The organism is Mycolicibacterium sp. 624 (genome assembly GCF_040548615.1).
Taxonomy (GTDB): Bacteria; Actinomycetota; Actinomycetes; order Mycobacteriales; family Mycobacteriaceae; genus Mycobacterium.
In genome coordinates this window covers 389,916-411,195 of the sequence record NZ_JBEPRZ010000001.1, presented here as the reverse complement: position 1 = coordinate 411,195, position 21,280 = coordinate 389,916, and the positions used below count along the sequence as shown (strand labels likewise).

21 protein-coding genes are annotated in these 21,280 nt (G+C 66.7%); 14 read left to right on the top strand and 7 right to left on the bottom strand.

Annotated elements, in window-relative coordinates; all coding sequences use genetic code 11:
- The first annotated feature begins 36 nt into the window (after window positions 1-36).
- A complete protein-coding gene (locus ABIA65_RS01800) occupies window positions 37-822 on the top strand; it encodes a DeoR/GlpR family DNA-binding transcription regulator (RefSeq protein WP_241401781.1) in 786 nt (261 codons plus the stop codon).
- Between the two features lie 2 nt (window positions 823-824).
- Here the strand turns inward: ABIA65_RS01800 and ABIA65_RS01795 are convergent, their stop codons facing one another.
- The gene (locus tag ABIA65_RS01795) at window positions 825-1,679 is read right to left on the bottom strand and encodes an LLM class F420-dependent oxidoreductase (RefSeq protein WP_241401780.1); all 855 of its coding nucleotides are present in this window, start codon (window positions 1,677-1,679) and stop codon (window positions 825-827) included.
- Window positions 1,680-1,742: 63 nt separating this feature from the next.
- On the opposite strand from ABIA65_RS01795, the gene ABIA65_RS01790 reads away from it, so the two are divergent.
- Entirely contained in the window at window positions 1,743-2,753 is a 1,011-nt protein-coding gene (locus ABIA65_RS01790; RefSeq protein ID WP_241401779.1) for a PHP domain-containing protein, read from the top strand.
- A gap of 261 nt (window positions 2,754-3,014) precedes the next feature.
- Window positions 3,015-5,567 (top strand): ICP22 family protein, encoded by a 2,553-nt coding sequence (locus tag ABIA65_RS01785; RefSeq protein ID WP_354522413.1) that lies wholly within the window; start codon window positions 3,015-3,017, stop codon window positions 5,565-5,567.
- 2 nt (window positions 5,568-5,569) lie between these two features.
- Here the strand turns inward: ABIA65_RS01785 and ABIA65_RS01780 are convergent, their stop codons facing one another.
- The gene (locus tag ABIA65_RS01780; RefSeq protein ID WP_354523069.1) at window positions 5,570-6,598 is read right to left on the bottom strand and encodes a phosphodiester glycosidase family protein; all 1,029 of its coding nucleotides are present in this window, start codon (window positions 6,596-6,598) and stop codon (window positions 5,570-5,572) included.
- A gap of 420 nt (window positions 6,599-7,018) precedes the next feature.
- On the opposite strand from ABIA65_RS01780, the gene ABIA65_RS01775 reads away from it, so the two are divergent.
- Window positions 7,019-8,167, top strand: coding sequence for a transporter substrate-binding domain-containing protein (locus ABIA65_RS01775; protein ID WP_354522412.1), 1,149 nt, complete (start codon window positions 7,019-7,021; stop codon window positions 8,165-8,167).
- Between the two features lie 64 nt (window positions 8,168-8,231).
- Here ABIA65_RS01775 and ABIA65_RS01770 read toward each other — a convergent pair whose 3' ends face one another.
- Together ABIA65_RS01770 and ABIA65_RS01765 are read right to left on the bottom strand one after the other, a co-directional pair.
- The gene (locus ABIA65_RS01770; protein ID WP_354522411.1) at window positions 8,232-9,551 is read right to left on the bottom strand and encodes a PQQ-dependent sugar dehydrogenase; all 1,320 of its coding nucleotides are present in this window, start codon (window positions 9,549-9,551) and stop codon (window positions 8,232-8,234) included.
- Window positions 9,529-10,293: a pirin family protein gene (locus ABIA65_RS01765; RefSeq protein WP_354522410.1), complete on the bottom strand. Its 765-nt coding sequence runs from the start codon at window positions 10,291-10,293 to the stop codon at window positions 9,529-9,531. The genes ABIA65_RS01770 and ABIA65_RS01765 overlap by 23 nt, the downstream gene beginning before the upstream one ends.
- Window positions 10,294-10,364: 71 nt before the next feature.
- Between ABIA65_RS01765 and ABIA65_RS01760 the strand changes: the two genes are divergently transcribed.
- The 3 genes from ABIA65_RS01760 (at window position 10,365) to ABIA65_RS01750 (ending at window position 12,647) form a co-directional block, all read left to right on the top strand.
- The gene (locus ABIA65_RS01760; protein WP_241401774.1) at window positions 10,365-10,820 is read left to right on the top strand and encodes a MarR family winged helix-turn-helix transcriptional regulator; all 456 of its coding nucleotides are present in this window, start codon (window positions 10,365-10,367) and stop codon (window positions 10,818-10,820) included.
- A 31-nt stretch (window positions 10,821-10,851) separates the two neighbouring features.
- Window positions 10,852-11,628 carry an SDR family NAD(P)-dependent oxidoreductase gene (locus ABIA65_RS01755; protein WP_241401773.1) on the top strand — a complete coding sequence of 259 codons (777 nt, stop codon included), beginning with the start codon at window positions 10,852-10,854 and terminating at the stop codon, window positions 11,626-11,628.
- 146 nt (window positions 11,629-11,774) lie between these two features.
- Entirely contained in the window at window positions 11,775-12,647 is an 873-nt protein-coding gene (locus tag ABIA65_RS01750; RefSeq protein ID WP_354522409.1) for a type IV toxin-antitoxin system AbiEi family antitoxin, read from the top strand.
- Window positions 12,648-12,724: 77 nt separating this feature from the next.
- Here ABIA65_RS01750 and ABIA65_RS01745 read toward each other — a convergent pair whose 3' ends face one another.
- From ABIA65_RS01745 to ABIA65_RS01735, 3 genes are read right to left on the bottom strand one after another with little or no spacing between them, the layout of a single operon-like run.
- The gene (locus ABIA65_RS01745; protein ID WP_241401771.1) at window positions 12,725-13,849 is read right to left on the bottom strand and encodes an NDMA-dependent alcohol dehydrogenase; all 1,125 of its coding nucleotides are present in this window, start codon (window positions 13,847-13,849) and stop codon (window positions 12,725-12,727) included.
- A 47-nt stretch (window positions 13,850-13,896) separates the two neighbouring features.
- Complete coding sequence (locus ABIA65_RS01740) at window positions 13,897-14,631, bottom strand: class I SAM-dependent methyltransferase (protein WP_354522408.1); 735 nt, start codon at window positions 14,629-14,631, stop codon at window positions 13,897-13,899.
- A 5-nt stretch (window positions 14,632-14,636) separates the two neighbouring features.
- Entirely contained in the window at window positions 14,637-15,668 is a 1,032-nt protein-coding gene (locus ABIA65_RS01735; RefSeq protein ID WP_354522407.1) for a sigma-70 family RNA polymerase sigma factor, read from the bottom strand.
- A gap of 26 nt (window positions 15,669-15,694) precedes the next feature.
- Between ABIA65_RS01735 and ABIA65_RS01730 the strand changes: the two genes are divergently transcribed.
- The 7 genes from ABIA65_RS01730 (at window position 15,695) to ABIA65_RS01700 (ending at window position 21,189) form a co-directional block, all read left to right on the top strand.
- Window positions 15,695-16,534, top strand: a complete 840-nt coding sequence (locus ABIA65_RS01730) for an alpha/beta hydrolase (RefSeq protein WP_354522406.1) — start codon at window positions 15,695-15,697, stop codon at window positions 16,532-16,534.
- The gene (locus ABIA65_RS01725; RefSeq protein WP_241401768.1) at window positions 16,531-17,631 is read left to right on the top strand and encodes an alpha/beta fold hydrolase; all 1,101 of its coding nucleotides are present in this window, start codon (window positions 16,531-16,533) and stop codon (window positions 17,629-17,631) included. Before ABIA65_RS01730 ends, ABIA65_RS01725 begins: the two co-directional genes overlap by 4 nt.
- A gap of 16 nt (window positions 17,632-17,647) precedes the next feature.
- On the top strand, window positions 17,648-18,580 hold the full coding sequence (locus ABIA65_RS01720) for an NADP-dependent oxidoreductase (protein WP_241401767.1): 933 nt from the start codon (window positions 17,648-17,650) through the stop codon (window positions 18,578-18,580).
- Between the two features lie 90 nt (window positions 18,581-18,670).
- Window positions 18,671-19,420, top strand: a complete 750-nt coding sequence (locus ABIA65_RS01715; RefSeq protein WP_241401766.1) for a DUF2786 domain-containing protein — start codon at window positions 18,671-18,673, stop codon at window positions 19,418-19,420.
- Between the two features lie 5 nt (window positions 19,421-19,425).
- On the top strand, window positions 19,426-19,917 hold the full coding sequence (locus tag ABIA65_RS01710) for a TIGR04338 family metallohydrolase (protein ID WP_241401765.1): 492 nt from the start codon (window positions 19,426-19,428) through the stop codon (window positions 19,915-19,917).
- A 41-nt stretch (window positions 19,918-19,958) separates the two neighbouring features.
- Window positions 19,959-20,621 (top strand): O-methyltransferase, encoded by a 663-nt coding sequence (locus tag ABIA65_RS01705; protein ID WP_241401764.1) that lies wholly within the window; start codon window positions 19,959-19,961, stop codon window positions 20,619-20,621.
- A gap of 127 nt (window positions 20,622-20,748) precedes the next feature.
- On the top strand, window positions 20,749-21,189 hold the full coding sequence (locus ABIA65_RS01700) for an SPW repeat protein (protein WP_354522405.1): 441 nt from the start codon (window positions 20,749-20,751) through the stop codon (window positions 21,187-21,189).
- Window positions 21,190-21,280: the final 91 nt, after the last annotated feature.

The following is a 21,280-nucleotide window of genomic DNA, read 5'->3' as shown; positions in this document are numbered from 1 at the left end:
TGATTGTGTCCACCATCAGCCCAAGGAGCCTGAGCGATGTCGATCAACCGCACCGACCGGATGCGCGAGGTGCTGTCACTACTGCGCGATCGCGGGGAGGTCGCGTCCCAGATGCTGTGCGCAGAGTTGCGCGTCTCGGCCGCGACCTTGCGTCGTGACCTCAGCGAACTCGAGGAGCAAGGCCTGCTGGTGCGCACCCACGGCGGTGCCCGCGCGCTGGACCCGAGCGGCAGCGAGATTCCGGTACGGCTACGCGACCATCGGATGATCGCGATCAAACGGCGAATCGCCCAGCGAGCCGCCGCGCTGGTGCCCGCTGGCCCGCAGGCGGTCGCGTTGACCGGTGGCGTCACCACGGGCGAGGTGGCCCGATCGCTCAAAGGCAGACCCAACATGACGATCGTCACGAATTCGCTGACGATAGCCGCCGACTGCGCGGTCGACGCGCATATGAAGGTGATCATCACGGGTGGTTTGGTCAGGGCGAATTCCCTTGAGGCCGTTGGTCCGATGTCCGAGCACGCGTTTCAGGTCATCACCGTCGGCACCGCGATTCTCGGTGCTGACGGGATGTCCGCCGAGGTCGGCGCGACGACCTTCGATGAGGCCGAGGCACGCACCGCGATCGCCATGGCCACCAACGCTCAGCGCGTCGTCGTCGCGGTAGACGGCTCCAAGATCGGCAAGGTGACGCTCGCGCGGATGACCGCGCTGGACCAGCTCGATCATCTGGTGACCGACTCCACCGCTGACGTGAAACAGCTTGAGCGAATTGCCGAACACGGCGTTCGCGTCCACGTGGTCGAGGTGGGTGACGAGTGAGTTCAGGGCCTGGTGAGTAGACCGCTGTCGCGAATCGCCTCGGCGAGCGGTTCCAGGACCGCCGGATCCAGGGGCGGCGGTAGGTAGATGATCGCCAGATCCAGACCCTCCTCACCGAGAGCGGCGGCCTCGGCGACCGCCTTCGCGTAGTCGAGGTCCGAGTCCAGGCGCACGTGCGCCGACAGCGTGATCTCCTTCGGATCGCGTCCAATGTCCGCGCACCGGGCGGCGAGCACATCGCGCTTGCGGGCGAACTCGTCTGGCGGGCCACCGACGAAGTTCCAGTGGTCGGCGTACTTGGCCGTGATGGGCAGCGTGCGCTTCTCGCCGCTGCCGCCGATGCAGATCGGCGGGTGGGGCTGCTGCGGTCCCTTCGGCTCGTTGCGGGCGTCCTTGAGTTGGTAGTACTTGCCGTCGAACGTGGTGGTCTCCTGGCTGAGCAGCCCGGTGAGCACCTCGCAGGCCTCCTCGAAGCGGTCGAACCGCTCCTTGATGCTGCCCAGTTCGATGCCGTACGCGCCGGACTCCTCCTCGTTCCAGCCGGCGCCGATGCCCAACTCGAGGCGGCCGCCCGACACGATGTCCAGCGCGGACGCCATGTTGGCCAGGACGGCGGGGTGGCGGTAGTGGATGCCGGTGACCAGCACGCCCACGCGCAGTCGCGTCGTGGCCTGAGCCAGCGCTGTCAGCGTGATCCAGCCCTCCAGGCACGGGCCTGCGGGGTCGGAGAAGATCGGATAGAAGTGGTCGAACGTCCAGCCCGACTCGAAGACGTCGATATCGTCGGCGGTCTGCCAGATCGGCAGCATCTCGGCCCAGGTGGTGTTCTGCGGGGAGGTCTTGAAGGCGAATCGCACGTTTGCGAGCCTAGACCCGGAATCTGCGTGGTGCTCGTGATAGCGCAGGGCACACTGGAGGACATGGATCCCGTAGCCGCACTGCGCGAGATCGCGTTCTACAAGGACCGTGCGCGCGAGGACTCGCGGCGGGTGATGGCCTACCGCAACGCAGCCGATGTCGTCGAGGGCCTCGACGACACCCAGCGCGAGAAGCACGGCAAGGCCAACAGCTGGCAGACCCTGGCCGGAGTCGGGCCCAAGACCGCCAAGGTCATCGAGCAGGCCTGGGCAGGCCGCGAACCCGAGACGCTCGTCGAACTGCGCTCAGCGGCAAGAGATCTCGGCGGTGGCGAGGTCCGGGCCGCGCTGAGGGGTGACCTGCACCTGCACTCCAACTGGTCGGACGGATCGGCGCCGATCGCCGAGATGATGGCCACCGCCAAGTCTCTCGGCCACGAGTACTGCGCGCTGACCGACCACTCGCCCCGTCTGACGGTCGCCAACGGACTGTCCCCGGAACGGTTGCGCCAGCAGCTCGACGTCATCGACGAACTCCGTGAGCGCTACGCGCCCATGCGCATCCTCACCGGCATCGAGGTTGACATCCTCGACGACGGCAGCCTGGACCAGGAGCCCGAACTCCTGGAACGCCTCGATGTCGTCGTCGCCAGCGTGCACTCCAAGCTCAAGATGGACGCCCCGGCGATGACGCGCCGCATGGTGCGGGCGGTGTCCGAGGGATACGCCGACGTGCTTGGCCACTGCACCGGACGGCTGGTGGAGGGCAACCGCGGCATCCGGCCCGAGTCGGCGTTCGACGCCGAGAAGGTGTTCACCGCGTGCCGCGACCACGGCACCGCCGTCGAGATCAACTCGCGACCCGAGCGTCGCGACCCGCCCACCCGGCTGCTGTCACTGGCTTTGGAGATCGGCTGCGACTTCTCCATCGACACCGACGCGCACGCCCCCGGCCAGCTCGACTTCCTGGGGTACGGCGCGCAACGCGCCCTCGACAACGACGTGCCGATCGACCGCATCGTCAACACCTGGTCCGCCGACAAGCTGCTGGCGTGGACTGCGGGCAGGCCCTAACCGATCACACGGTCCACCGGGTGGTCGATCAGGTGCGACGACCGCGATAAAGATGGTGTGCCTATCGGTCTGACCGGCTTGCGCCCACCGTGCTGTTTGCCTACCGGGCCTCGGTGGAACGTCCCATGGGCTGCAGCGGATCGGGTCGAACTCCGCATTCTTGCATCTACAAGTATTCGCTCAGCAATCTGCACTATTGCCGTCGGCGTAGATGTTAGCGTCCTGTGAAACGGGTGAGAATGCGGCGAAGGGACTGGTCACGTGGCAGCCAAGCATCGCAAGGGGAGCCGTCAGGTTAAGAAGATTGCCGTGGTCGCCACCGCGACAGCGACGGTCTCGGCGTTGACCGTGGGTGCAGCTCCGGCGCCGCAGCCGTCCAGGGCGGTCAGCCAGGAGGCCATCGACCTGTCAGCCGCCATCAGGTTGCTGCCGAACTCCGGGCAGGTGCCCGATATCACCGGCGGACTTGGTTCCACGATTTACAACGGCAGCCAGGCGATCGGTGATCAACTGATCCGGGCGGTGGTCAACGGCATCAACCTCGCGAAACTGGCGCAGGCGGCGGGCATCGATCCACGGAGCCTGATCAACTCGCTGTTGGCGGACATCCCCGCGAACCTGCTGCCGGGGATCATCTCCGCGCTGGCGCTCGATCTTCCGCTCCTGGACGTGGTGCTCGGCCAGGTCCCCGGGATCGGCCAGCTGCTCGCCGACGTACTCGATGCGCTCGGCCTGGACGAACTCGTTGACGGATCGCTGACGGGGCTGCTCGCCCTGATCGGTCTCGACCTGTCCAATCCGCTGAATCTGTCGAATCTGCTTGACCTGTCCGGGGTCAACATCGTCACGGCGGGGCCGACGTTCTCGATCCTGAAGATGCTGGGCCTGGACCTCGGGTGGACGTCCGCGCTGCCGAACTCGGTGGCCAACGCGATCAACAACTCCCCGTATCTCGAGATCGGGGCCAATGGCCTGCTGACCAATCTGCTCGACAAGCTCGAGGACAACCCGCTGGTGGACATCCTCGATCCGCTCGGCCTGTTGAGGAACGGGCTCAGGGACGCGATCGACGGCCTGACCTCCGCCATCCCGGACGTGCTCGACCTCCGCGTCGTTCCGACCGTGGGCATCGGGCTCGGCGCATTCGCCGCGGCAATGGCCTATGAGCAGGTCATCGCGGACCTGGCGAACCAGCCCGGCGGCCTCAACTACGACGGCGTGAAGCCGCTCCTCGGCAGTCTGACCCTGCTTCCGATGATCCTGGTCAACAACCCGGGTCGGCCCGACGGTGGTGCGTTCGCGCGCTTCGGCCCGCTCGCGGCGCTGTTCGGGATCAACACCGTCAATCCGACGACCGAGCTGACAGGCAACGGTGGGATTGGTGGGCCACTAGGCCTGCACATCGGCGGCGCGAACGTGTTGCCGATCCTGGTCGACATCGCCTTCGAGTATCAACCCATGTCTGACCTGGCGTCCTGGCCAAATCCCTTCACGCTGGCCAACAATCTGGCCGCCGCGATGATGCCCACCTACATGTTGCGTGGGCTGACCCTCGAAGGCCTCGACGATCAGCTGATCGATCTGGTCGGAGATGCCGTGGACGAGGCGCTCGACCTGGATGACCCATTGGCGCTCAACATCTATCTCACGCTGCAGTCGAAGGCTCTCCCCCTGGTGGAGCCGCTCTTCCTGGCCGCCGACTTCCTGAACCTGGTCGGCCTGGGCCTGCTGGCGCAGATTCCGATGCGAATTGCGAACGCGCTCATGCCCGCCCTGACAATTCTCACCAACATCGGTTACTCCAACGTGGTGCGGAATCCCGACGGCACCTACACCCGGGACTTCACCAATGCCGGGGTTGAGACGCCGTTCTTCTCCTTCGCCAACATCGACTACGGGCGGGCGCTCGTTGACACGTTCGGCGCCCTCGTCGGCGGCATTCAGAAGGAGTTCTTCAGCGGAAACCCGACACCGAGCGGCCCGAACGTGCTGAAGAACCTGCTGGACGCCCTGCTTGGCGGGGACCTTCTTGGCGGCACGAGCGCTGCCGGCACTCCGCCGGTCCCCGGCGAAACGCCATCGGCGCCGGGCAATCCGCTCGGTGATCTGCTGGGGGGAGTCATCGGCGGTGTCGGTGGCCTGCTCGGCGGACTGTTTGGGGGACTGGGCAATTCCGTCGCCCCGGCCGCGATCAGCGCCGAGTCCGAGATCGGAGATGTTCCCGACCTGAACGCGACGTTCTCCAGGATCTCCGTTCCTGCCGGCGCTGAGGGTGTCGTGGAGGACGAAACCGGCTCCAGCGCAGACGAATCAACCGAGGAGTTGGCCATCGAGGCCGAGGGTCAGGCTGATCAGAACCAGGCCGCAGAGGCCAATGATGCCGAGAAGCCAGCGGAGGTGCCCGCGGAGCAACTCGCCGACGAGCAGCCCGCCGACGAAACCGATCCCGGCGCCCAAGAGCCTGCCCCGGAACAGCTTTCGCCGGGGAAGCACGCGAAGCCCGAAGGCGAGGGCGAGCCAGGCGAGTCGTCTGAGACCGATGCTGAGGCCAAGGCGCCGAAGCACGCGAAGTCCGACGATGAGGCCAAGCCTGCGGCGGCGGCCGAGGAGGCCGCCACCAAGCCGGTGAAGAAGCCCAAGCCGTCGCTCAACGTCGTACGCGACATCGCGAATGCGTTCTCGCCCAAGGACAAGCCCGGCCCCGTGTCGGAGTCCAAGAACGGCAACGACGGCAAGGGTGTCACCGAGGCCGCTGCCGCGACCGACGCCGGCGCCGACGCGTCGTCCGAGGGCAGCGCGTCCGACGCCGCCTGACCTCAGTTGAAGGCCAGCCAACTCGGAAGCGCCCGCTCGCGAGAGTCGCACAGCACCTCGTAGGTGTCGCAGGATCCCTTGGGCACACCGGCACCCGCCCACATACCCCCGGTGTCACGGCGCAACACGATGGACGAGGATCCGCCGCCGTCGAGCAGTATCGCGCTGTCGCTGCCGAGGCCGCGGAACAGATCCTGGATCTGATCCGGTGTGTAGCTGCCGCCCTGGAAGACGTACATCTCATCCTTGTCGCGGGAGTACGCCAGCGCGGTGCGCGCCGCGCTTGGTCCGCCGTCGTTCATCTGCGCGGTGTCGCCCGGCGCCAGCAGGTGCAGGCCTGCCACGGCGACGAAGCGGTTGCCCTTGTCGACGAGGTCGGTGATCACCGGGGTCGCCGCGTCGTAGTCGTTGGTCGACTTCGGGGCGATGACGAACGGCGCACCGCCGACCGGCAGGATCATGGTGCTCAGCGCCGTCCAGGTCTCGTTTCCTCCGGACAGCCCCTGCTTGCCTGCGTATGCGATGGTGCCCGTGACGGCGGCATTCGCGCGGCCCTGCCCCCGCGTGTTGTCGACGTAGGCGCCCAGCGGTGAGCTGCAGCCCGTCGACTTCCACGAGCCGCCCTTCTGGGCGCGCACGTCAAAGAAGTTGGCGTTGATGGCGATGGTCGGTCGACCGAGTGCCTGCCATGCCTGCAGAGGTGTGAAGATCTCCGATGCCTGCCATAGGCCCTCACTCGTGCGGGCGCGCGGATCACGTTCGCAGCGGGCCTGGTAGCCGCGGTGCGAGTCCACCAGCAGGCGTGGCGTGAGCCGTTGTGACGCCGCCTTGATGATCATCAGGTGTCCGCCGCTGGTCATCTCGTACCAGTTGCCCGCCGCGTTGAGCATGGGCGCAGGATTTCCACCGCCGAAGTTGTAGACCAGATAGGAGCCGCGCGTTCCCGCGATGGCCCCGGCGAGCAGCTCCCGGGCATCGGCTGCGCGGGCTGTCGGCACTCCCGCTGTGGTAGCCAGGGTGGCGCACATCATCAGCGTCGATGCGAAGGCGACGATGCGCCGGATATTTGCGGTTGGGTTCGGCACCGGCGCCCCCTTCTGGTCATCCCTGGGTACAGGACAACAATAATCACAGGTGACACACTGTCAACTTTCGTCACAAGTGCATCACGGATGCACAACGGGCGAATTGCGTTGACGGCAATGTGTTTGCCGTAGTTGTGACCCTGCGGAATTGGCCCGCACCGACCTGGCGGCGAGGAGTTAACCCCCGCGCCCCGGTCTCCAGGCCCCGGGCACGTCTGGATAGGCCGCCCGTAGGGTGTTGTCCGTGGGAATTGGCGGTCTCGCTGCAGCCGTCTCTTTGGTTGTGCGCCGGCACCTTCGCAGTTGGCCGTCCGCGAACCCACTCTGGTCCGATAGCAGATTCTGTTTGCAGCGAGCAGGAGCGTGGTGCGGGTGAACTTGCGGTACTTCGTGCTGACGGCGTTTGTGTTCGCGTTGTCCTTGCTCGGCGCAGTACCGGCAGCCATTCCACAGGCGGCGGCCGAACCCGCAGCCGATCCCGATTCCCAATCGGTCACCGTCGCCGTCCATACCCTGGAGCCGTTTGTCGTGCGAACGAGCAGCGGCGAGCTAACGGGTTTCAGCATCGACCTGTGGAACGAAGTCGCGCAGCGACTGGGATGGACAACCGACTACATCGAAACCGACAACGTACGCGGACAGTTGGAAACGATCACCGAGGGGCGATCCGACGTCGCAATCGGAGCGATCTCGCTGACTGCTGATCGCGAACAGCTATTCGACTTCTCTCAGCCCACTCTCGATGCCGGGCTGCAGATCATCGTCCCAGTACACGACACCCGCCCCTCAGTGCCTGGGCTCGGCGGCTACCTTGACCTGTTGCTGTCGCGGACAATGCTGATCTGGCTCAGCGCCGCCGTGGTGGTCAGTGTGGTGCCCGCGCACATCTTTTGGCTGATCGAACGGCGCAGCGCAGAACCCGTCGTGTCGCGGTCCTACTTCCCAGGAATATTGCAGTCCTTCGGTTGGGGTATCGGATCGCTTGTTGGCAAGAACAGCACCTCGGCGACGAAGACGATTACCCAGGCACTGGCGATCTTGTGGGGCTTCGCGGGCATCGTCTTCGTCTCGTTTTACTCCGCCAATCTGAGCGCCACTCTGACGGTCGCCAAATTGGATGCCAAGATCAGTGGCCCGGCCGACCTGTACGAAAAATCCGTCGCCACCGTCGGTGACACCACAGCTGCAGCGTTTCTTCGCAGCATGGGTATCGACGCGACGGAGACCAAGACCATCGAGGAGTCTTACCACCTCCTGCGCGAAGAAGGCTACGAAGCGGTGGTCTTCGATGCCCCCGTCCTGCGCTACTACGTTGCCCACCGAGGCGAAGGTGTCGCCGTCATGGCCGGGCCGGTGTTCCAGGACGAGAACCAAGGCTTCGTGTTCAAAATCAACAGTCCACTGCGAAAGCCGATCAACCAGGCGTTGTTCCGTATGCGAGAAGACGGGACCTACAACCTGATCAAAGAGAAATGGTTCGGTGACGACGTCGCCACCTCAGCGACCACCAACTGACCGTGTCGGTTAAGCGCGGCCGGTGACGCGGTGGTCGACGTGGTGCTCAACAAGCTGCGACGGCTCAACGCCCCGGCGGCGCCACGCGGTAGATCACGTCGGCGTAGTCGTCGGAGACGTACACCGCACCGTCGGGTCCCACGACCGCGGCAACCGGGCGGCCCCAGCGTGCCCCGTCGCCGGTCTGGAATCCACCGACCAGCGTCTGCTGGTTCCCCAGGCCTCCGTCCTGCCATGGGAAGAACGACACGTCCGGAGCCTGCGGCGTCTGCCGGTTCCAGGAGCCGTGCACGCCGACGAGCGCCCCACGCGCATACGGCGCGGGCAGGGCGCCGTCGACGAAGCTCAATCCCAGTGGCGCGGAGTGGGCGCCGAGGCTCTGCTCGATGGGTGGCAGTGCCGCGCAGTCGAGTTCGCTACCGTCGGCGTTGGTCTGGACGTCGCGGATCAGGGGAAGGTCGGCGGGTCCGCCGTCGGGATTGCAGTAGGGCCAGCCCAGCTCGCGTCCCGGTGTCAGCCTGGCCAGCGATTCGGGTGGATGGTCATCGACATAATCGGGCACGACGCGGCCGTAGTCCGGTCCCGCGTCGGGGACCGCGACGTTATCGCGGTTGTTGATCGCGGTCCACAACGCACCGTCCGGGGCGACGGCCAGCCCGGTCCCGTTGCGGACGCCCGTCGCGAACGGCTCGGCTGGACCGCCGCCCGGTGGCACCCGCATGATGGTGGCGCGCGGCGGGGTGGCGGTGCGGTCTGATGCCGAGATGTTTCCCGTGGAGCCGATCGAGAAGTACACGGCCCCATCGGGTCCCACCGCCACGCTCTTGAGTGCATGCGAGTAGGCACCTTGCAGGTCGGGGCTCTTGGCGTCGGGCAGGCCCGAGGCGACGACGCGCGGGTGACTCGCCCTTCCGTCGGCGTAGTCATAGGCGTCCACCTGATCGCTCTGCGCGACATAGAGTGTCGACCCGGCGAAGGCGAGTCCGTGCGGTTGGTCGAGACCGTCGAGCAGTGCGGAGTACAGCGGACCTGCGCCAGTGGGCTGCATGCGAATGACCTGGCCGGTGCTCGGCAGCGACACCAGGAGATCACCGTCCGGCGTCCAGGCCATCAGCCTGGGCTTTGGTAGCCGCTGCCACACCGACATCGTCCAGCCCTTGGGTACCAAGGCCTTTCGTGGCTCGTTGAACGGGGCCGCCGCGAGATCGTCGGGGACGGTCACGGTGACCTCCTCGAGCCCGGTCTCACTCGGCGGACGGGTCGAGCCGGTGCCGGTCGAGTCGGTGCCGGGCGGGGGAGTCGACGAACACCCCGCCAAGACCACGGCGGCAAGTCCGGTCGCAAGGACCGCGCGCCGGAAGCTACGCCGCCGAGAGCCCTGCATGCATCTCCCAGGCCAGGATCTCCGACGGCTCGATGGCGGTGATCCTCTGACCGCCGGACGCGGTGAACCGCACCGCATCACCCTCGGCCAGTGCGCCAGCCCCCTCGAGGCTGACCTCGCCGCGGGCGACGAACAGGTGCACATAGGGCGCGTGCGGCAGCTCGACGACGTCACCGGGCTGCATTCGGGCGCCCCGCAGCGCGGCGTGCCTGTTGCGAATGGTGATGGCGGCGTCATTGGCGTGCTCGGGCATCCCCGAGGCGATGGTGACCAACCCGCCGCGTAGCAACTCGTCACCGATCTCGAGCTGCTGGTAGCCCGGTGTCACACCGGACTCGTCGGGCACCACCCACATCTGGACGAAGTGAACGGGCTCGGTGTGTGCCGAGTCGCCGGTGAGCGTCCAGGAGTCGTTCTTCTCGGAGTGCAGGATTCCGCTGCCTGCCGACATCCGTTGCGCCAGGCCGGGATAGATGACACCCGAGTGGCCGGTCGAGTCCTGGTGCACCAGCGACCCGCGCAGCACCCAGGTGACAATCTCCATATCGCGGTGCGGATGGGTGTCAAAGCCCTGGCCTGGTTTGACGACATCGTCGTTGTTCACCAGGAGCAGGCCGTGATGGGTGTTGGCCGGGTCGTAGTTGCCGCCGAACGAGAACGAGTGCTTGGAGTCCAACCAGGAGATCTTGGTGGCGGCGCGGTCCGCCGCGCGTCGAATCTCAACGGTCTCGGTGCCGGTCATCTGATCACTCCTTGGAGGTCCTGGCCAGCCTAAGCGGCGGGCACTGGACACGACAACATAGATGATGTGTCATGTATTCCGTGTGGTTGTCAGACGACGAACAACGGGTGTGGCGCGCCTACCTGGCAATGACCGCCGGGTTGCAGGCGGAGATGAGCCGCCAGCTCTCGCGAGACTGTGGGCTGTCACTTGCCGAGTACGACGTGCTGGTCGCGCTCGACGAGCGGCCTGAGTGTCGAATCTCCGAACTGGGAGACCGGCTGGGCTGGGAGCAGAGCAGGCTGTCACATCAGCTGTCGAGGATGCGCACGCGTGGATTGATCGCCCGTAAGGGCGCATCGGATGATCGTCGGGCGGCCACCGTCGACCTCACCGACGATGGGCGCTCGGCGCTGCGAGCAGCGGCTCCCGGGCATGCCGAACTCGTGCGCTCGGTGGTGTTCGAGGGCATGAGCACTGAGCAGGCCCGTGCACTGACTCAATGGACCTCAGCGGTGCTGGAGAGGCTCGGTCACACCGCTGACTGACCGACCGGTGGGGTGGGCTTAGTCTGTCGTCGTGGATATCAATGGTGCTAGCGCAATCGTCACCGGTGGCGCGTCGGGTATCGGCGCGGCAACTGCACGCCAGTTGGCGGCCAAGGGCGCTCGGGTCGTCGTCGCCGACCTGAACGCGGAGAGCGGGCAGAAGCTCGCGCACGAGATCGGCGGCGTGTTCGTCAGCGTCGACGTCACCAACACCGAGCAGATCGAGGATGCGGTCAACACTGCCGCCGACCTCGGTCCACTGCGGGCACTGGTGAACTCGGCGGGTATCGGCTGGGCCCAGCGCACGATCGGCAAGGACGGGGAGTTCGCCTCGGCGCACAACCTGGACGCCTACAAGAAGGTGCTCGCCATCAACCTGGTCGGCACCTTCGACTGCATTCGGCTGGCGGCGACCGCGATGAGCCGCAACGATGTCACCGACACCGGCGAGCGCGGCGCGATCGTCAACATGACGAGCGTCGCGGCCTTCGACGGCCAGATTGGCCAGGCGGCCTACTCATCGTCCAAGGGGGGCGTGGTCGGGTTGACACTGCCGGTGGCGCGGGATCTTTCAGCCGTCGGCATCCGGGTCAACACCGTCGCCCCCGGCCTCATCGACACGCCGATCTACGGCGAGGGCGAGGCGTCGGAGGCGTTCAAGGCCAAGCTGGGCGAATCGGTGCTCTTCCCGCATCGCCTCGGCAAGCCGGACGAACTCGCGTCGATGGTCATCGAACTGATCACCAACTCCTACATGAACGCTGAGGTCGTTCGAGTGGACGGTGGCATCCGGATGCCACCCAAGTAACTCCCCGCGAGTCCCCCCGCGAGCAGACACAAAACTGCCCCCTTTCACCCGAAAAGGGGCAGTTTTGCGTCTGCTGACGGGGTTATCCACAGGGCGGACAAGCTGAGGGTGGCGGCCGCGTAACTCCACTGCGAACATTCGACGCCATGGTGCCCGATGGACCCTTCGCTCTGCATGCCGGCATCGCGACCACGCGGCAACTGCTCAGTGCCATGTCCTACCGAACGCTTGTCAGGCGAATCCGTGACGGTGACGTCTTCCGGGTGTTGCACGGTGTCTACTCACTGGAGCCGCCAGACTCCGCCTGCCGACTCCGCGCACTTGACCTGCTCTTGCGCGACCCCGTTGTGGCCTGCATGAACACTGCGGCGCAGATCTATGGTTTTGGCACCGAGCCCGATAGCCGGACGCACATCCTCGACCCGGGTGTGCGCGTGAGGTCGTCGCCAGAGATCGTGGTACACCAGCGAATTGGCGCACCGCTCAAGAAAGTTGACGGTCGTCTTCTGACGGCTCCATCATGGACGGCGCTTGAGGTGGCCCGAACGCTGCGGCGCCCGCGTGCTCTGGCCACGCTTGACGCCGCGCTGCGCAGCGGTACTTGCACGATGATCGAACTCGAGAACGCGCTGATGGAACAGCACGGCCGTCGCGGCATCGTTGAGGTTCGCGAACTGCTGCCTCACGCTGACGCGAGGTCCGAGTCGCCGATGGAGTCCGAGATGCGACTGGTCTTCATCGACGGGGGCCTGCCCGCCCCAGAGTTGCAGTACGAAATCCGTGACCTGCATGGCCAGCTCTGGCGAGTGGACTTCGCCTGGCCGGACCACCGGGTGGCCGCCGAGTACGACAGCGTTGACTGGCACTCGAATTCCGAAGCGTTCAAGCATGATCGGATGAAGATCGCCCGGTTGCAGGAGGTTGGTTGGGTCACGGTGCCCGCGATCGTTGACGACGTCCGCCGTTACCCGGCCGAACTATGTGCGCGGATCGATCTCCAATTTGACCGCGCAGCTTAACCTGCCCCGCGAGCAGACGCAGAACTGCCCCTTTTCACATGAAAAGGGGCAGTTCTGTGTCTGCTCGGCAGAGGGGACTACCAGTCGGATTCGTTGAACGTGACGACGCCGCGGATGTTCTTACCGTCGAGCATGTCCTGGTAACCGTCATTGATGTTGTCCAACGTGTAGGTCTTGGTGACCATGTCGTCGATGTTCAGCACGCCCGACTTGTAGAGGCCGATGAGCTTTGGCGTCTCCACGTGTGAGCTACCACCGCCGAAGATGTTGCCCTTCAACGTCTTCTGCAACATCGTGAAGAGGAACAGGTTGAGCTTGACGTCGGCGTCCATCATCGAACCCATACCGGTCACCACACAGGTGCCGGTCTTGGCGGTCAGGATCATCGCCTCTTCGACGTACTCACCACGCATCTCGCCGACGGCGATGATCACCTTGTCGGCCATCAGGCCGTGCGTCACGTCGATCATCGGTCCGATGGCCTCGGCCATCGACGGGTAGACGTGGGTCGCACCGAACTTGATGGCCTGGTCGCGCTTCCACTCGACGGGATCGATCGCGATGACGGTCTTGGCGCCGGAGATCACCGCGCCCTGCAGAGCGCTCATGCCGATACCGCCGACACCGACGACCACGACCGTGTCGCCGGGGGCCACCTGCGCGACGTTGGTGGCCGACCCGAATCCGGTCGGCACCGCGCAGCCCATGATGGCGGCGGTCTCGAAGGGGATGTCCTTGTCGATCTTGACCACGGAGTCCTTGTGCACCGTCATGTACGGCGCGAACGTCCCCAACAGGTTCATCGGCGACACCTCGTGGGTGCCCGAGTGGATCCGCGACGTTCCGTCGGCGATGGCCTTACCCCCGAGAAGGAGTGCGCCGCGGTCACAGAGTGAGCGGAACCCCTTGAGACAGGGCGGGCACTCACCGCACGCGGGGATGAACGCGAGGATGACGTGATCACCCTCCTCGATGCCCGTGACGTTCTTGCCGACCTTGGTGATCACGCCGGCACCCTCGTGGCCGCCGAGTGCGGGCAGCGCGATCGGGGTGGCACCCGTCGTCAGGTGATAGTCGGAGTGGCACATGCCCGCCGCGTGCATACGGATCTGGACCTCGTCGGCGACCGGGTCGCCCAACTCGATCTCATCGACCCGGAACGGCGTGTTCAGTTCCCACAGCAGAGCGCCCTTGGTCTTCATGGCGGCGATCATAGAACACGTTTCAGAACTTGCGTGAACTAGGCCACTTACCTGCGGTGATGATCGGTCAGAACCAGTCGTGGATCAGGTATCGCCCTGATCGCGAGAAACCCGGACGGCTCGCTGGTCAGACGCTGATAGGCAGCCGGGTCGATCTCGGCCGCCGCCGGGGTCGGACGCGGTTCGACGAGTCGCTCGATGAGGAAACCCGCCGCGCGCAGTTCGTCGCAGGTCTGCTCCAGCGGTGACAACCAGTAGCGGACCTGCCAGCCGCGACTCCAGACCTCGTCGACAACCCGGGCGTCGAAGTAGTTGCCGCCATGACGCAGCCAGTCCCCGGTGGGATGCATGCGCGACAGCACCAGCGCACCGTCGGGACGGAGCGCGCGGCGCAGCTCGCGCAGCGCGCTCGTCCGGTCGTCGAGGTACTCCAGCGCAAGGGCGAGAAGCACCAGATCAACCGACTCGTCGGGCAACCAGGCGATCGGATCGGCGAGGTCGTGAACCCGATAGGACCCCGATGGGACCCGTTGCCGACACAGTTCGACCATGCGCGGACTCTGGTCGAAGCCGAGCACCGTCGCGCCGCGGGCGACGAGTTCCGACGCGTAGAGACCGGGTCCGCAGGCCGCGTCGAGGACGGTGCGGCCCGCGACGTCGCCGAGGAGGTCCAGGCACGCCGGCCGGTCGTAGTGCGCGTTGTACAGGCCGTCGCGGCCGTGCTCGAGGAACTCGTCGGCGAACTCGTCGTACTGCGGGTTGGTCCCCACGCCGTCGGCCACGGTGACTACAGCGCGGCAGGCAGGCCGAACGTCGCGAACAGACCCTCTGCGGCGTGGAATGCCACCACGTGCGAGATACCGCCGGGGCGGACCTCCAACACGTGCAACTGGAACTGCTCGTGCGCGCCGGTCTCACGGTTGAGCATGTAGAGCGCGGCCGCGGGCTGGCCGTTGGCGACGGTGCGCAGGAAGCGCATATCGCCCGCACCCTGGGCGGGGCAGTGCGTCTTGGAGAGCGTGACGATGTTCTCCGGACCCTGATACCAGCCATCGAACGGGGGCATCTCGAAGATTGCCTCGGCGGTGAACAACTCGACGAGCTTGTCCATGTCGTAGGTCTCGAACGCCTCGATGTACTTGGCGAGCTGACCCTGAGCCTCGGGGGACTCCGGTGCCGCGACCTCGCCGTCCTGCGTCGGCGCCACGGCGTCGAGCTGCGCGCGGGCGCGCTGCAGCAGGCTGTTGACCGCCGCCGTCGAGGCGCCGATCGCCTCACCGACCTCGGCGGCCTTCCACTGCAGCACCTCCCGCAGGATCAGCACTGCACGCTGCCGCGGCGACAGGTGTTGCAGCGCCGCGACGAACGCCAACCGCACCGACTCCCGTGCCTCGAAGATCACCGAGGGGTCCGACGGATCCTCCTGAGGTGCGTCGGGCAGCGGCTCAAGCCAGGTGATCTCGTGATGCTCGGCGATATCACCGCTGGGGTCCGAGGCCGGTGCGCCCAAGCCAGTGGGCAGCGGCCGGCGCTTGCGACCGTCGATCGAGGTGAGGCAGGTGTTGGTGGCGATCCGATACAGCCAGGTACGCACCGATGACCGACCCTGGAACCCGTCGTAGGACTTCCAGGCCCGCAGGTAGGTCTCCTGCACCAGATCCTCGGCATCGTGCAGGGACCCGGTCATGCGGTAGCAGTGCGCCAGCAGTTCACGCCGGTAGCGCTGCGCATCGGCCAGGAAGGTGTCTTTTGAGTCGAACGACTCCGGGATATCCGCCAGGACGCTCACCTTCACGACCCTACTCAGACCCTCCGACAAAAGAAGGCGACCGATAGTCTCGCCTGGTGCCCACAACCCGCGACGAACGCAGCTTCGACGGTGTCGGCGGTGTCCGCATCGTTTACGACGTCTGGACCCCGGACGGAGCACCGCGCGGCGTGGTGGTGCTGTGCCACGGCTACGCCGAACATGCCCGCCGCTACGACCACGTCGCGCAGCGCTTCGGCGAGGCCGGTCTCATCACGTACGCGCTGGACCAGCGGGGACACGGTCGCTCGGGTGGCAAGCGCGTCTACCTCAAGGACATCTCGGAGTACACCGCCGACTTCGGCACGCTGGTCGGGATCGCCGCCGCCGACCATCCCGACCTCAAGCGGGTCGTCCTCGGCCACAGCATGGGTGGCGGTGTCGTGTTCGCCTACGGCGTCGAGCACCCCGACGACTATGCGGCGATGGTGCTGTCCGGGCCTGCCGTCTATGCCCAGGACGGCGTCTCATCCCTCATGATCGGCGTCGCCAAGGTGGTCGGCAGCGTGCTGCCAGGTCTTCCCGTGGAGGACATACCTGCCGAGGCGGTGTCCCGCGACCCAGCCATGGTGGCCGCCTACATCGCCGACCCGTTGGTGCACCACGGCAAGCTGCCCGCGGGTATCGCCAAGGCGCTGATCGGCGTGGGCGAGTCGATGCCGACTCGGGCCGCCGCGCTCACCGCGCCGCTTCTGGTGGTCCACGGTGGTCAGGACAGTTTGATCCCCGTGGCGGGCAGTAGACGTCTGGTGGAGTGCGTCGGCTCCTCGGATGTGAACCTCAAGGTCTACCCGGAGCTGTTCCACGAGGTGTTCAACGAACCCGAGCGCGAGCTGGTGCTCGACGACGTGGTGTCGTGGATCGAGGTTCATCTGTGACGGCGCGGTGGCTCATCGGGGTTGTGGCACTGACGCTCGTGGTCGCGGGATGCTCCTCCGACAAGGGCACCCCGGCAGCCTCGCCCACTACCGACACCCCGGGCACGTCGGCGGCCCCGTCGACAACGGCGGTCACCCCGGACGGCTGGATCGAGGAGTCCGTGTCGTTCGAGGCCGACGGCCTGACGATTCACGGCACGTACCGGCATCGCCAAGACGCGGCGTCCGGACCCGCGGCCCTGCTCATCTCGGAGAGCGGCAACACCGACCGCAACGGGGACAACGCGGTGGCCGGTCCGGTCGGCAACATGCGCCAACTCGCGGAGTACCTGTCCGGCAAGGGGATCGCGAGCCTGCGCTACGACAAGGTCGGCACGGGCGAGACGGGCCTGGGCCCGTACGCGAAGCGGCCCGCCGACGTCGGTAGCGCCGTCTACACCGCAGGTGCCCAGGCGGCGGCCGGGTTCCTCGCGCAGCGACCGGGTACCGATCCGGCCCGCATCTCGGTGTACGCGCTGGGGGAGGGCACCGTGCACGCCATGGCCGTCGCCCTCGACGCGGCGGCGGGTGCGCCGAAGATCCACTCGCTGGGGCTCTTTGCGCCGTTGTCGGCTCGCTATCTCGACATCATCACGGGGCGCGTCCGCGCGGACGTCGACGCCGCGGTGTCATCGGGGGCGAAGACCGCCGAGCAGGCCGGTGAGGTGCTGACGGCGTGGAACGCCGCCGTCGAGCAGGCGCGCACCAAGGGCACAGCGCCGGCGAAACTGCCTGAGGGCCTGAGCGCGGTCCTCAATCCGGGCAACGTGAAGGCGGTCGTCGAGGCCGACGCCATCGACCCGTTGGCGCTGGCCGCCAGGCTCCCCGCGGCGATGCCGGTCCTCGCCACGTGCTCGGACTCCGACGCCCAGGCCAACTGCGAGGCGGAGCGGCCGCTGTTCGCGGCACTGGGGCACACGGCCCTGACCGTCGTGGAACTCAAGGGCGTCAATCACGTCCTGCGTGACGACCCGACCGACAACGTCGGGAACTACGCCAGCAAGGACCCGCTGTCGCCCCAGCTACTGGCCGCGTTGGACGGCTTCGTCGGCAAGTAGTGGCTAGACTTCGGCCATGACCCGAACCGTTGTCGCCAGATCCTATGGTGGGCCGGAAGTGCTTGCGCTGCAAGACATCGAGCTGCCGGAACCCGGTGAAGGTCAGGTTCTGGTCGATGTCCGCGCGGCGGGCACCAACCCGATCGACTACAAGCTCTACAGCGGTGACATGGGCCGCGACCCAGGCGCATTGCCCATGCCGGTCGGCATGGAGGTTTCCGGAGTCGTGGTCGCCGCCGCTCCGGGTGCTACCGGATACACCGGGGCACTGACACTCGGCGACGAGGTGATCGCAACCGGGATCACCTCTGGATATGCCGACCAGGTCCTCGCCGCATCGTCTGACGTGGGACACAAGCCGGCGTCGCTGAGCTTCGAGGAGGCGGCGGGACTGCTGCTGGTCGGCGGCACCGCGTGGCACCTGTTGACGAAAACGGGTGTGGGGACGAACGACACGGTGCTGATCCACGGCGCCAGCGGCGGTGTGGGCCTGATGGCGGTCCAGCTGGCCGCCGCGCGCGGGGCGAGGGTCATCGCGACGGCGAGTCCCGCGCGGCACGATCAGCTGCGGAGATACGGTGCAGAGCCGGTCGCGTACGGCGACGGCCTTGCCGATCGGGTACGTGCGATCGGTGCGGTGGACGCCGCGTTGGACCTGGTGGGCACCGACGAGGCGCTGGATGTCTCGGTCGAACTCGTCGCCGACCGCACCCGCATCGCCACCATCGCTGGTTTCGGCCGCGCGGCTGAGCTGGGAATCGCGGCGCTGAGCGGCGCCGATGGCGGCCAACAGATCCGCGACGCGTCACGGGTGGAGCTCATCAAGCTTGCCGCGGCCGGCCGCATCGAGGTCACAGTTGACAAGGTCTTCCCGCTGAGTGAGGCCGCCGATGCGCACCGGTACCTGCAGACCGGTCACGCGCGCGGAAAGGTCGTACTCGTTCCCTAGCGTGACGCCCATGACGCCCATGACGAACCCACGCGACGACTCAGCGAGTGATGACATGACCGTTCAGCGAGCAGCGGAGCGGATCCGCGCATGACCGACGACAAGATGCTGGCCCGAATCGCCGCCCTGCTGCGACAGGCCGAGAACACCGAGAACGCCCATGAGGCTGAGGCGTTCATGGCCGCTGCGCAACGGCTGGCGACCACCACGTCCATCGACCTGGCGGTGGCGCGGGCGCACGCGGCCACCCGCACGGCGGCCCAGACCCCGGTGCAGCGCACTGTCACGATCGGGACCGCGGGCACCAAGGGCCTGCGCACCTACGTGCAGCTGTTCGTGGCGATCGCGATCGCCAACGACGTGAAGTGTGACGTCGCGTCCAACTCCACGTTCGTCTACGCGTACGGCTTCGCCGAGGACATCGACGCCACCCACGCCCTCTACGCCGGCCTGGTGGTGCAGATGGTGAAGGCGTCGGACTCCTATATCGCCACCGGCGCACACAAGCCGACGCCCACCATCACCGCGCGGCTCAACTTCCACCTGGCGTTCGGCGCGCGCATTGGCCAACGACTCACCGAGGCTCGCGACGAGGCGACGCGCCAGGCCACCCACGGCGCCGATCAGCGCCCTGGCACTGCTGTCGCGTTGCGCAACAAGGACATCGAACTCAAGTCCTTCTACCGGGAGGCCTCCAAGGCGCGCGGCACGTGGCGGGCCACGAGCGCCTCCGCGGGATACTCGTCGGCGGCGCGACGGGCGGGCGACCGGGCAGGCAAGCGCGCCCGACTGGGCCCGAGCACCGAACTCGCCGGCTCCCGCGGCGCCCTGGACCGCTGACGCCCGTGCCCCGCGACGCACAACGTTCGAAGGTCTATGCGGCCGAGCAGTTCGTCCGCACGCTGTTCGACCGGGCGCAGTCCCGCGGTGAGAGCACGCTGGAGTTCTTCGGGGCGAACATCACCCTTCCCCCGGAGGCGCGGTTCGCGTCGGTCGAGTCCGTGCGGCGCTACGTCGAGTCCGTACTCGGACACGGCGCGGTCGAGCAGCGCTGGCCCGATGCCGAACCATTGGCCGTGCGCAGTCGGCGGGGCTGCACGGCCGCACACTACGAACGCGCTGACGGGGTCGCCACCATCGCCGTCCCCGATCGCCACACCACCTGGGCGCTGCGCGAACTGGTGGTGCTGCACGAGATCGCCCACCACCTCTGCCCATGCGAGCCCGCGCACGGGCCGGAGTTCACCTCGACGCTGTGCGATCTGGCCGCGGCGGTGATGGGCCCCGAGGTGGCCCACGTGCTGCGCGTGGTTTACGCGAAGGAGGGTGTGCGGTGAAGAAGTCTGCGCGATAACGCAAACCGGCTAGCGTGGGCGAGGTGACCGAACCCGACCCCCGCGCACTGGATGCCATGTTCACCCAGCTGCTGCACACCGAGGACGCTGCGTTGGCCGCGGCACGTCAGGCCGCCGACGCCGCGGGGATGCCCCGGATCGAGGTGTCCGCGCAGCACGCGAAGTTGTTGACCCTGCTGGCGACGAGCACCCGAGCCGCGCGCGTCCTGGAGATCGGCACGCTCGCGGGCTACAGCACCATCGCCCTGGCGCGTGGTGTCGGGCCGGGCGGGCAGGTCGTGACCCTGGAGTGCGAGCAGGCGCACGCCGACGTCGCGCGGCGAAACCTCGACCGCGCCGATGTCGGTGAGCGCGTCGAGATCATCGTCGGCGCCGCGCTGGACACCCTGCCCCGGCTGGCGAACCGTGGTGAGAGGTTCGACTTCTTCTTCATCGACGCCGACAAGGAGAACAACCCCGCCTACGTCGAGTGGGCGGTCACGCTGGCCGAGCCCGGCGCGGTCATCGTGATCGACAACATCGCCAGGATGGGCCGTGTACTCGATCCCGCCCCCGATGACCATCAGGCCCGCGCCGTGCGGGACATGTTCGTGATGATGGGCGAGCACCCGCGCCTGGACACCGCCGCGATTCAGACGGTCGGCACCAAGGGGTGGGACGGGTTCGCCTTGGCGCTGGTCAGATAGGAGATGCACCCGAGCTGATCGCGACCGGATCTTGATGCTGGCCGGTCTGGCCAGGCGTACTTTGGACAGTGATGAATGGGGTGCGGCAGGCCTCAAAAAGCTTGCTGCATAACGGAAAGGAAACGAAATGACAACGGCCCATACATCAATCGATCAGCATCCTGACATATTGGCTCTGCGCGCGAGCTACGACCGCGCTTCCGAGTCGATGACCGCGCAAGCCACCTTCGGCCTGACGTTGCTGACGGCGGTTTTCGTCGCGCTGACGCCGTACATCTTCGGCTTCGACGCCTTCACGCGGCTGCCCTTCAGTGATCTGGTCGTAGGTATCACTGTCGCTGTACTGGCAATGTGCTTCGGGTCGGCGCTGGACCGTACCCACGGCATGACGTGGACGTTGCCCGTCTTCGGTCTGTGGCTCATCGCCTCACCGTGGATCTTCGTCGCGTCACCGACCGCGGGCATGATCTGGTCACACGTGATCTGCGGCGCGGTGATCACGCTGCTTGGCCTGAACGCCGTGTACTTCGGAATGCGCGTCCGCGATTCCGGAGCCCGGCACGGGTAGTCCCGTAGCGCGCTGAGCCAGGTGCGAGTGGCCGGCCGGGCGTGTTCCCGGCCGGACGGGACCATCCGTGCTCAACGCCTGGGCGTCACCG

What these genes read in the sequence shown, in the direction of transcription:
- ABIA65_RS01800 (WP_241401781.1), top strand. Translation starts at nt 37, where the DNA reads ATGTCGATCAACCGCACCGACCGGATGCGCGAGGTGCTGTCACTACTG.
- ABIA65_RS01790 (WP_241401779.1), top strand. Translation starts at nt 1,743, where the DNA reads ATGGATCCCGTAGCCGCACTGCGCGAGATCGCGTTCTACAAGGACCGT.
- ABIA65_RS01780 (WP_354523069.1), bottom strand. Translation starts at nt 6,598, where the DNA reads ATGATGTGCGCCACCCTGGCTACCACAGCGGGAGTGCCGACAGCCCGC.
- ABIA65_RS01770 (WP_354522411.1), bottom strand. Translation starts at nt 9,551, where the DNA reads ATGCAGGGCTCTCGGCGGCGTAGCTTCCGGCGCGCGGTCCTTGCGACC.
- ABIA65_RS01765 (WP_354522410.1), bottom strand. Translation starts at nt 10,293, where the DNA reads ATGACCGGCACCGAGACCGTTGAGATTCGACGCGCGGCGGACCGCGCC.
- ABIA65_RS01760 (WP_241401774.1), top strand. Translation starts at nt 10,365, where the DNA reads ATGTATTCCGTGTGGTTGTCAGACGACGAACAACGGGTGTGGCGCGCC.
- ABIA65_RS01750 (WP_354522409.1), top strand. Translation starts at nt 11,775, where the DNA reads ATGGTGCCCGATGGACCCTTCGCTCTGCATGCCGGCATCGCGACCACG.
- ABIA65_RS01745 (WP_241401771.1), bottom strand. Translation starts at nt 13,849, where the DNA reads ATGAAGACCAAGGGCGCTCTGCTGTGGGAACTGAACACGCCGTTCCGG.
- ABIA65_RS01720 (WP_241401767.1), top strand. Translation starts at nt 17,648, where the DNA reads ATGACCCGAACCGTTGTCGCCAGATCCTATGGTGGGCCGGAAGTGCTT.
- ABIA65_RS01715 (WP_241401766.1), top strand. Translation starts at nt 18,671, where the DNA reads ATGACCGACGACAAGATGCTGGCCCGAATCGCCGCCCTGCTGCGACAG.
- ABIA65_RS01700 (WP_354522405.1), top strand. Translation starts at nt 20,749, where the DNA reads ATGACAACGGCCCATACATCAATCGATCAGCATCCTGACATATTGGCT.